Source organism: Mycobacterium neumannii (assembly GCF_002245615.1).
GTDB lineage: Bacteria > Actinomycetota > Actinomycetes > Mycobacteriales > Mycobacteriaceae > Mycobacterium > Mycobacterium neumannii_A.
On sequence record NZ_NKCO01000044.1, the window covers coordinates 1 to 9,190 of the forward strand.

Genomic DNA, 9,190 nt, shown 5'->3' on the forward strand with positions numbered 1-9,190 from the left:
CCGGCCGGGGTGGACACGTAAGCCTTCGGCGGCAGCGTCGGGGGCGGGGGAGGGGGAGGTGTGTGACCGGGCCACGTTCGTGGCGGTGCCGGCGGATGGGGCCGAGGCGGCGGCCCGGGCGTGCTCACCCGGCACCGCCGCGGGTGCCCGAGCCTCGGCGTCCGGCCCGGCTCAGGGGTGCGTCGGTGTCGTCGTCGTAGTGCAGCGCGACTTCGAGTGGGTCGGGACGGTCGAGGTCGGCGGGATCGGGCTGTCCGCGGAACCGGTGCCAGAGCCGACGCCCGGCCAGCAGCACCAGGACGGCGCCCGCCGAGAGCGTGATGAAGAACAGCACCTTGCCGTAGGCGTTCGAGTGCACCGAAAGCCGCACCGGTTCCCCGAGCGTCAGACCGTTGACCGTGCGCAGCGCGACGTCGACGGCGACGCGCTGGGTGAAGTGCACCTCGATGGGGACCCGCAGCGGAAGGTAGCCCGGTGGCAGCACGATCTCGCCCATGTCGGTGACCGTCATCCCCGGTGGCGCGTCGACGTCGAGGCGGACCCGTATCGGAACCGGCAGGTCGTTGCGCAACGCCAGCGGCAGCGGGCTGCGTTCGGTCGCCAGCGTGTAGGCCCCACCCGGGTTGACGATCGTGACCGCTCCGAAGATGTCGTCGACGGTGTGTCCGACCGTCGTGAGTCGTTGTTGCGCAAGGCCGTTGCGGGTGTCGGGCGGCACCGACTGGCTCAGTGCGCGCAGCATGTCCTCGCGCAGCGGGGCGGTGTAGCCGTATCCGGTCAACCCCGTGCGTTCGTCGGTGGTCAGCGCCGCGGTCAGCCCCCACAGCCGCCCGGTGATCGCGGCGATGCCCGACACGACGGCGTCGTCGAACCGGGCGTCGGGGTCGCCCAGCTCGTCGCTGGGCAGCGGGGACATGTCGTCGGGCGGGAGGGCGCTGCCTTCGCCGATCACCGCGGTGAGCGGTCGCGGCTCGGCGAGCCCGGCGTTGATCGCCGTGGCAACCGCCCGGAACATCGCCCGGGCGTCGTCGGGGCCGATGCCCCACGCCAGCGGCGGCATCAGGATCTGGGTGCGCGGGGAGACGTCCGGACTGAGGGCGCGCCACAGCATGGCCCCCAGGGCGTCCTGGCGCCGGGCCACCGCCGAATCGTGTTGCAGCGGGATGTCCAGCGACGGGTCCAGATATCCCGGCGCCACAGGATCGGTGCCCGCGCCGGCGAGCGCCGCCCCGACGGCCGGGTCGAACGGCGCCGCGACGACCTGCGGTGTGTAGCGGACCGGTTCGGTGTCGGCGACGCCGGAGTCCGCGACGTCGGTGCCGTCGTTCGAGCCCGATTCGGCGGCTGCGACGGCCACCGTCTGGCCGCCCTGGTCCGACAGCAGACGCACCGCGGGGCCGGTCAGCGGACCGTCGCCGACCAGGCTGGCGCCGCGCACCGAGGTGACGCCCAGGATCTGGTCGACGATGTCGCCCGCGGCGGTGGTCGCTATCCGGCTGAGCCCGGGGTCGCGGACGCGGCGGAGCGCGTCGAGGTCGGCCTGCGCGTAGATGGTGGAGGCGACGCACATGCCCGTCGCCAGGTTCTTGAGCCGGTTCAGCCACGCCACCGCCGCGTCTTGTCCGGTGCCGGGTCGGGTGGGGGTGCCGGGCCCCGCGTCGGGGCCGTTGTTGACGACGTAGCCGCCCGTCATCGCGTTGACGGTGACGAGCAGATCGGGGTCGACCGCCAGACAGGTCGCGGCGCGCACCCGTCCGTCGGGATCGACCTGGGGGCTGGTGGCGAACTCGACAGCCGACAGGAGCGTGTCGAGGCGCCCGCCCGGTGCCAGGGAGGACGCCAGCTCATCGTCGATGAGCCGTACCGGCGTGGCGCCGCCCGGTGCGCCCGCGGCCAGCCGCGGCCGGTCGGCGATCGGCCACAACAGCGTCAGCCGGACCGGCTTGGACGTGTCGGGCGCTGCGATCGCCGTGACCGCGTCACCTGACTCGGCGCCCGGGTCGGGTGGGACGCCGAGCACCGGCAGGAGGAAGCGGGCGTCGTCGAGGCGGGCGGGCGCGCCGTAGTCGGGGGTGCCGTTGACGTTGACCATCACCGGGTACACCCCCGGCTCGTCAATGCTGAGCGAGGGCCGGTCGGCCGACCGCAGGGGGTAGGACAGGGTGAACGGAACCTCTTGTCCGCGAGCGAGTTCGGGCGAGAGCGGGACGAACTCGCCGATCGGCTCGAACTGGTCGACGTCGCCGGTGAGGTTGGTGCGCAGGCCGGTCGACGTCCGCACCGCCGCGGCATCCTCCAACCGAACGACCACATCGCGCACCGGCCGGTCGCCGACGTTGAGGACGGCGCCGGCCACGGTGACCACCGGCTCGCTGGTGGTGGTCACCACGTCGGGGGTGACGCGGTCGACGCGGACCTGAAGGAACGGCGTCGAATCAGATTGGGCGGCGGCGGCCGGCGGTAGGACGAGCGGTAGGGCGCTCAGCGCCAGCACGATCAGCGCGGCCAGCGCGCGCGGCAGCGCTGCGGCGGTCACGAGCCCTGTCCGCAACCGTTCGTCCGGCGGTCGGGCTGCATCTTTCCCCACTCGTCGCCCTGCCCTTCGGGCGGGCGGTGCCCCCACCGCTCGGCCCCCGGGGACGGTTGGGCGCGTTCGTCGGGACGACGGTTGCGGGTGTGCGAGTGCGTCTGGGGGCGGCGCCGCGGCGACGAGCGGGGCAGCGGCGGCAGCGCGGACGGGCCGTGGGCGTGCAGCTTGTCGATCAGCTCGCCCGCGACCTCGGCGAGGCGGCGTTCGTCGGCGTACGCCAGCCGCTTGGGAAGCTCCTTGAGCGGCACCCACGCCACCTCGGTGACTTCGACGTCCTCGTCGGACAGTTCACCGCCGAGGAAACGCATCAGGTAGTGGTGCACGGTCTTGTGGACGCGGCGGCCCTCGGTGACGAACCAGTAGTCGATGCTGCCCAGCGCGGCGAGCACGCTGCCCTGCACACCGGTCTCCTCGGCGACCTCGCGGACAGCGGTCTGCTCGGCGGTCTCACCCATCTCGATATGGCCTTTGGGCAGCGACCACAACATGCGCCCGCGCCGGTCGATGCGGCCGATCAGCGCGGCGACCTGACTCTCCTTGGGGCCGTCGATACCGTCGATGACCAGGCCGCCCGCCGAAGTTTCGTGGACAGTGCGCAGCCGGTCGGGTGGCCGCCGCGGCCGCGACTTCTTGGACTGCCCACCCTTGGTGTCCTTGTTTCCGTCGACGGCGGCACCGTTCTTCGGTGCGGCGTTGGTCTGGCCGGCCGGGGGCTGCGGGATGGGGTGGCGGCGCTGCGCCGACGGGTCGGGCGCCGCCTCGGGCGGGCCTGCCGCGCGTCGGCCACGACGTCGCCCTCGGCGCCGTCGTGGTTTGGCCTGTTCGCCGTCCGACACCCAAGCGATAGTAGCTGGCACGCATATTCGCCCCCGCCGCACTCACCGGTCGTGATAGAGCCGTTGCACATTTGTGTGACTCCGCGGCCTGGGGGCCGCTTGATCGTCGCCTGACTGTGCTCAACGGTCAGGCTTCTCATCGCGGCTTGGGGGCCGCTTGATCGTCGCCTGACTGTGCTCAACGGTCAGGCTTCTCATCGCGGCCTGGGGGCCGCTTGATCGTCGCCTGACTAGGCTGTCCGAACGTGCCCGCCTTCTCCACCGACGCCGAACTCCTTGCCACCGCGCAAGTGGAGCTGAACCGCCACGGCGAGGTGCTGCGCGAACTCGGCAGGCTGTTCGCCGACGCCGGCCACGAGCTGTATCTCGTCGGCGGCAGCGTCCGTGACGCGCTGCTGGGCCGTGCGCTGACCGACCTCGACTTCACCACCGACGCCCGTCCCGAGCAGATGCAGAAATTGCTGCGGCCGTGGGCCGACTCGCTGTGGGACACCGGCATCGAATTCGGCACCCTCGGCGTCGGCAGGGGCGACAAGCGTCTCGAGATCACCACCTACCGCGCCGACACCTACGACCAGGTGTCCCGCAATCCGGAGGTGCGGTTCGGCGACAACCTCGACGACGACCTGGTGCGACGCGACTTCACCGCCAACGCGATGGCCGTGCGCATCACCGCCGACGGACCCGCCGATTTCCACGACCCGCTCAACGGCCTGGCGGCGCTGCGCGCCAAGCTGCTCGACACCCCCGCCGCACCCGAGGTGTCCTTCGGCGACGACCCGCTGCGCATGCTGCGCGCCGCACGCTTCGTCTCGCAGCTGGAGTTCACCGTCGCGCCGCGCGTGATCAGCGCGCTGGTGGAGATGGCGACGCAGCTGGGACGCATCACCGCCGAGCGGGTGGCCGCCGAATTGGACAAGCTGCTGCTCGGCGCCGATCCGGTCGCGGGCGTCGACCTGATGGTGCAGACCGGGCTGGGCGATGTGGTGCTGCCCGAGGTCGGCGCGATGCGCATGGCGATCGACGAACACCACCAGCACAAAGACGTCTACTGGCATTCGCTGACCGTCTTGCGGCAAGCGATCGCGCTCGAGGACGACGGACCCGACCTGGTGTTGCGCTGGGCGGCGCTGCTGCACGACATCGGCAAGCCCGCCACCCGCAAGCACGAACCCGACGGCGGGGTGAGCTTTCACCATCACGAGGTCGTCGGCGCGAAGATGGCGCGCAAACGGTTGCGCGCGCTCAAGTACTCCAAGCAGATGGTCGACGACGTATCGCAGCTGGTGTACCTGCACCTGCGGTTCCACGGCTACGGCGGCGGCAAGTGGACGGATTCGGCGGTGCGCCGGTACGTGACCGACGCCGGTCCACTGCTGCCGCGGCTGCACAAGTTGGTACGCGCCGACTGCACCACGCGCAACAAGCGTCGCGCGGCCCGGCTCCAGGCCAACTACGACGACCTCGAGCAGCGGATCGCCGAACTCGCCGAGAAGGAGGACCTCGCGCGGGTGCGCCCCGACCTCGACGGCAACGAGATCATGGAGATCCTCGGCATCCCCGCTGGCCCCCAGGTCGGTCAGGCGTGGCAGTACCTCAAGGAGCTGCGCCTGGACCGCGGACCGCTGCCTCGCGACGAGGCCGTCGAGGAACTGCTGGCGTGGTGGAACGCCCGCGGCGGGCAGTAACGGGCCCGCTTCTTCGCCGAGCCCGACGTTTTGGTTGGTCAGCGCGCGCGAATTCGACCATTGCGTCGGTCTCGAGCGAGGCGGAGGCGTGTGGAACCCGCCGCGGTTGCGGTGCGTCTCATCGTCATGGACTACTGCCTCGGTGACGGCGACGGCTCAGCGACGATCTGGTCCGCGACGCCCGACGTGGATGTCGACGGTGACGGCGTATTCGAAGCGGTCGGGCTCGACTTCGACGGCGACGGCATGCTCGACGACGCGATGGCCGACCTGGACGACGACGGTATCGCCGAGCGCCTCGTGCGCGACCATGCCGACGCCGCAACCCATTTCGCCGACGACGGCACCGGAACTTGGACGCTCAGCGTCGAGCGCGGGCTGCGCTGGTTCGGCCTCGACGGGGTCGAGCAATTCGGTGGGCCGACGGTCGACCTGGACGCCGACGGCCACGTCGACGACCGCCTGGTGGACGTCGACGCAGACGGGCTCGCCGATCGGGTGCTCGCCGGCGAGAACGCCTACGTCGACGCCGATGCCGACGGCAAATGGGACTTCAAGCTGACCGACAGTGACGGCGACGGCCGCGCCGATTCGGCCGTCGAACTGTGATGCGGGCTAGTCGCGGCCAGACCCCGGCGGGCCGGCGAACGCCTGCGCGATGCCCAGCCACTGTTCGGCGTCGCCGCCGACGGCGCGCACATCGAGTTCCGCGCGCGGGCGCCGCTGGGTCACGAGCATGCAGAAGTCCTCCGCCGAACCGGTGACCCGCTGGTCGGCGTCCTCCGGTCCCCACGACCACGTCGACCCGTCCGGGGCGCGCAACTCGACGCGGAACGATTCGGCAGGCGGCTGACGGCCGTTGACCACGAAGGCGAAGTCGCGGGTACGCACGCCGATGTGGGCGATCGAGCGCAACCGCGCCGTGGGCGGCCTGCGCACGTCGAGGGCGTCGGCGACGTCGAGTCCGTGCGCCCACGTCTCCATCAGCCGCGCGGTCGCCATCGACGCGGCGCTCATCGGCGGGCCGAACCAGGGCAGCTTGCGGCCCTCGGCGACGGTCAGCAGCTCGTCGTGCAACCGGGACCGGGTCGTGCGCCACTCGTCGAGCAGGTCCGCTGGCGGCATGGCGGCCAACTTTTCGGCGCCTGCGTCGACGAAGCCGGTCGGGTTCTTGCCCGCCTCGTCGAGCAGGTCGGCGAACGCGGCCTCGTCGGTGACGGCGGTCAACGCGACACGGTCGGTCCACAGCAGATGCGCGATCTGGTGGGCGATCGTCCAGCCTTCTGCCGGAGTGGGTTCGGCCCACCGCGCGGCGGGAAGATCGGCCACGAGGCCGTCGAGTTCGTCGCTCTCGGCGCGCAGGTCGGCCACCATCGGCGCGGCACCAGCCATGCCGGTCACCTTAACCCGGGGTCGGAGCCGCCCGTCTCGCGATCGCCGCGTGCGCGGCCAGACCGGCGAGGTATACGCCGACTCCGGCCAACGCCAGCGCGGGTTGGTGTCCGTCCGGAGGAATCACGCTCGCCGTCAACGCGATCGCGCCGATGAATGCCATCCAGAACAGCGAGTCCTGCACGGTGAAAACGTGGCCACGCAGGCCGTCGTCGACGTCGAGTTGCATCGCGTTGTCCGCGCACAGCTTGACCACCTGACCGGCCATGCCGAGCAGAAACCCGCACACCACCATCATCGCCAGCTGCAGCCCGGACCCGGCCAGCTGGACCAGCGCAGCGATCGCCAACGCGCCGTTGGCCGTGGCGTACCGGCCCCAGCGGCGCACCGCCACCGGCATGACCGCGGCGGCGATGAAGGCCCCCGCGCCGGTCGCCGCGACGAACAGCACCGCGGTGCCCAGCCCGGCGACCTGTTGAGTGTCGGTGTGGCGCACCATCACCAGCACCAGCAGGCTGTTGATCCCGAACACCATCCGATGCGCAGCCAGCCCGGTCAGCGTGGCGGCCACCGCGGGCACCGCGATCACGGTTTTCACGCCGTGCACCCAGCCGGTGGCGACCGCGTAGAGCACCGAGCCGTGTACGGCACGCGCACTGTCGTCGGGCCCCAGCATCCGCGGCGGGAAACGCCACGCCAGCCACAGCGCCAGCGCCACCGGGGCGGCCACGATCAAGATGATGACGGCGGCGCCTGCGTCGTCGGCGCCGAACAGCCAACGGGGCAGCAGCATGAAGTTGGCACCGAGGAACGCGGCCGCGGCACCGGTCGCGATCGCAACCGAGTTCATCGCCACCACTTGTTCTCTGGGTACCACGTGCGGCAGCGCCGCCGACAACCCCGACGACACGAAGCGGGTGAACCCGTTGACGATCAGCGCGCAGCACAGGATCGCCAGGTCGCCCGCGCCGGATTCGAGCAGCTGCGCGACGGCCAGCACCAGCACCAGGCGGCCGGCGTTCGCCGCGACCAGCACCAGCCGACGATCCCAGCGGTCGAGCAGCGCGCCGGCGAACGGGCCGAGCAGCGAGTAGGGCAGGAACAGCACCGCGAACGCGCCGGCGATCGCCCACGGTTCTGCGGCGCGCTGCGGATTGAACAAAATCGCGCCCGCCAACCCCGCCGCGAACAGGCCGTCGCCGAACTGACTTACCAGCCGCAGTTCCAGCAGACGCCGAAACTCGGGCAGGCTGCGCACCGACCGCCAGACGGCGGCGGGCGCGCGGAAATGGGGCACGGGAGATCACGTTCTCAGAAGCGGCGGATCGGACCGCATCCACAGTACAAATATCGCGGCGGCGTCGCGCTTGTCCGCCACGACAGGGGTTGCCGGTGCCATGATGGACGGGTGGCGCAGTCAGAGGACCCGGAGGATTTCATCGCCCCTGCCGCGCCTCGAGTGCGGGCGGGGACGTTGCTTCTCGCCAACACCGACCTGCTGGAGCCGACGTTCCGCCGCAGCGTCATCTACGTCGTCGAGCACAACGACGGCGGCACGCTCGGCGTCGTCCTGAACCGGGCGAGCGAGACCGCGGTCTACAACGTGTTGCCCCAGTGGGCCAAGCTGGCCGCCAAACCGAAGACGATGTTCATCGGCGGACCGGTCAAACGCGATGCGGCGCTGTGCCTGGCGACGCTGCGCGCCGGGATGGAGCCCGCCGACGCCCCCGGTCTGCGCCATGTGCAGGGGCGGATGGTGATGGTCGACCTGGACGCCGATCCCGACTCGATCGCCCCGGTGGTGGAAGGGATAAGGATCTTCGCCGGCTACTCGGGGTGGACGATCGGCCAACTCGAAGGCGAGATCGAGCGCGACGACTGGATCGTCTTGTCCGCCCTACCGTCCGACGTTCTGGTCGAACCGAAGATCGACCTGTGGTCGCGGGTGCTGCGCAGACAGCCCCTTCCGCTGTCGTTGCTCGCCACGCATCCGATCGACGTCAGCCGCAACTAGACCTCAACTGCAGGAGAGCGTGCAGGTGGCGCACGCGCCGCCGCAACCGCCCGCCTCGCTGCGCTCAGCGCGCGATAGCCGGACGGCCATCTTCGCGCTCTGCCAGCATCCGGCTCCGACGGTTCCCAGCGCTCCGACCACGCAGACGATCAACACGACGAGGGCCGTGCCGGGATCGGCCGCCAGTGCGACCGCACCGCCGGCTGCCAGCATCGCGGCGGCCGCCAGTTGGGTTGGCGCCACCGAGCGCAGCACCGTGCGCACCGGGTCTTCGGATTGCGGTCGGCTCAGTAGCCATCCACCGACCGCGGCGATGGCGCCGGCAGCGCACAGGCAGAGCACCGCGGCGATGAGCATGGGCCACAGGATATCGAGACCCGTCGCGATCGACGAGTTTGGGACGTCCCCCGGGCGCCAGGCTTCGCCCGGGGGACGGGCCTAACCCGGCAGGCCCGGCTGGGTTCCCAGCGCAGTCGCGCTCGGGGACCGCGGGGCGGCCGGCGCCGTCGCTGCTGACGGCGGATTAGACACCGGCGATGCCGCGCCGCGGGCCGCGAGCGGGCTCTTATACACATCTGACGCTGCCGACGAAGGCCCCGGCGTCAGTCTCCGGTGCGCTCCTGCCCGTGCAGACAACACACCACTTATCGCTCTGACATGCGGGTGATCA

The 9,190-nt window shown here is 71.2% G+C and carries 8 protein-coding genes; 3 read left to right on the forward strand and 5 right to left on the reverse strand.

The window, feature by feature from the left end; translation table 11 throughout:
• Positions 1-124 precede the first annotated feature (124 nt).
• Together CEX88_RS25505 and CEX88_RS25510 are read right to left on the reverse strand one after the other, a co-directional pair.
• Positions 125-2,536: a hypothetical protein gene (locus CEX88_RS25505; protein ID WP_094295605.1), complete on the reverse strand. Its 2,412-nt coding sequence runs from the start codon at positions 2,534-2,536 to the stop codon at positions 125-127.
• On the reverse strand, positions 2,533-3,426 hold the full coding sequence (locus CEX88_RS25510) for an NUDIX hydrolase (protein ID WP_094295606.1): 894 nt from the start codon (positions 3,424-3,426) through the stop codon (positions 2,533-2,535). The genes CEX88_RS25505 and CEX88_RS25510 overlap by 4 nt, the downstream gene beginning before the upstream one ends.
• Positions 3,427-3,671: 245 nt before the next feature.
• On the opposite strand from CEX88_RS25510, the gene CEX88_RS25515 reads away from it, so the two are divergent.
• A complete protein-coding gene (locus CEX88_RS25515; protein WP_094295607.1) occupies positions 3,672-5,114 on the forward strand; it encodes a CCA tRNA nucleotidyltransferase in 1,443 nt (480 codons plus the stop codon).
• Positions 5,115-5,240: 126 nt separating this feature from the next.
• Positions 5,241-5,723, forward strand: coding sequence for a pullulanase (locus CEX88_RS25520; RefSeq protein ID WP_094295610.1), 483 nt, complete (start codon positions 5,241-5,243; stop codon positions 5,721-5,723).
• Between the two features lie 6 nt (positions 5,724-5,729).
• On the opposite strand, the gene CEX88_RS25525 is transcribed toward CEX88_RS25520, so the two are convergent.
• Together CEX88_RS25525 and CEX88_RS25530 are read right to left on the reverse strand one after the other, a co-directional pair.
• Complete coding sequence (locus CEX88_RS25525; protein ID WP_094295611.1) at positions 5,730-6,506, reverse strand: TIGR03084 family metal-binding protein; 777 nt, start codon at positions 6,504-6,506, stop codon at positions 5,730-5,732.
• A 10-nt stretch (positions 6,507-6,516) separates the two neighbouring features.
• Complete coding sequence (locus CEX88_RS25530; RefSeq protein ID WP_094295608.1) at positions 6,517-7,803, reverse strand: MFS transporter; 1,287 nt, start codon at positions 7,801-7,803, stop codon at positions 6,517-6,519.
• A gap of 111 nt (positions 7,804-7,914) precedes the next feature.
• Between CEX88_RS25530 and CEX88_RS25535 the strand changes: the two genes are divergently transcribed.
• The gene (locus CEX88_RS25535) at positions 7,915-8,520 is read left to right on the forward strand and encodes a YqgE/AlgH family protein (RefSeq protein WP_064399019.1); all 606 of its coding nucleotides are present in this window, start codon (positions 7,915-7,917) and stop codon (positions 8,518-8,520) included.
• Between the two features lie 3 nt (positions 8,521-8,523).
• On the opposite strand, the gene CEX88_RS25540 is transcribed toward CEX88_RS25535, so the two are convergent.
• Positions 8,524-8,877 (reverse strand): hypothetical protein, encoded by a 354-nt coding sequence (locus tag CEX88_RS25540; protein ID WP_094295609.1) that lies wholly within the window; start codon positions 8,875-8,877, stop codon positions 8,524-8,526.
• Positions 8,878-9,190 lie beyond the last annotated feature (313 nt).

Bases quoted from the DNA above. Each gene is read 5' to 3' on its own strand.
- CEX88_RS25520 (WP_094295610.1), top strand. From the start codon at position 5,241: ATGGACTACTGCCTCGGTGACGGCGACGGCTCAGCGACGATCTGGTCC.
- CEX88_RS25525 (WP_094295611.1), bottom strand. From the start codon at position 6,506: ATGGCTGGTGCCGCGCCGATGGTGGCCGACCTGCGCGCCGAGAGCGAC.
- CEX88_RS25540 (WP_094295609.1), bottom strand. From the start codon at position 8,877: ATGCTCATCGCCGCGGTGCTCTGCCTGTGCGCTGCCGGCGCCATCGCC.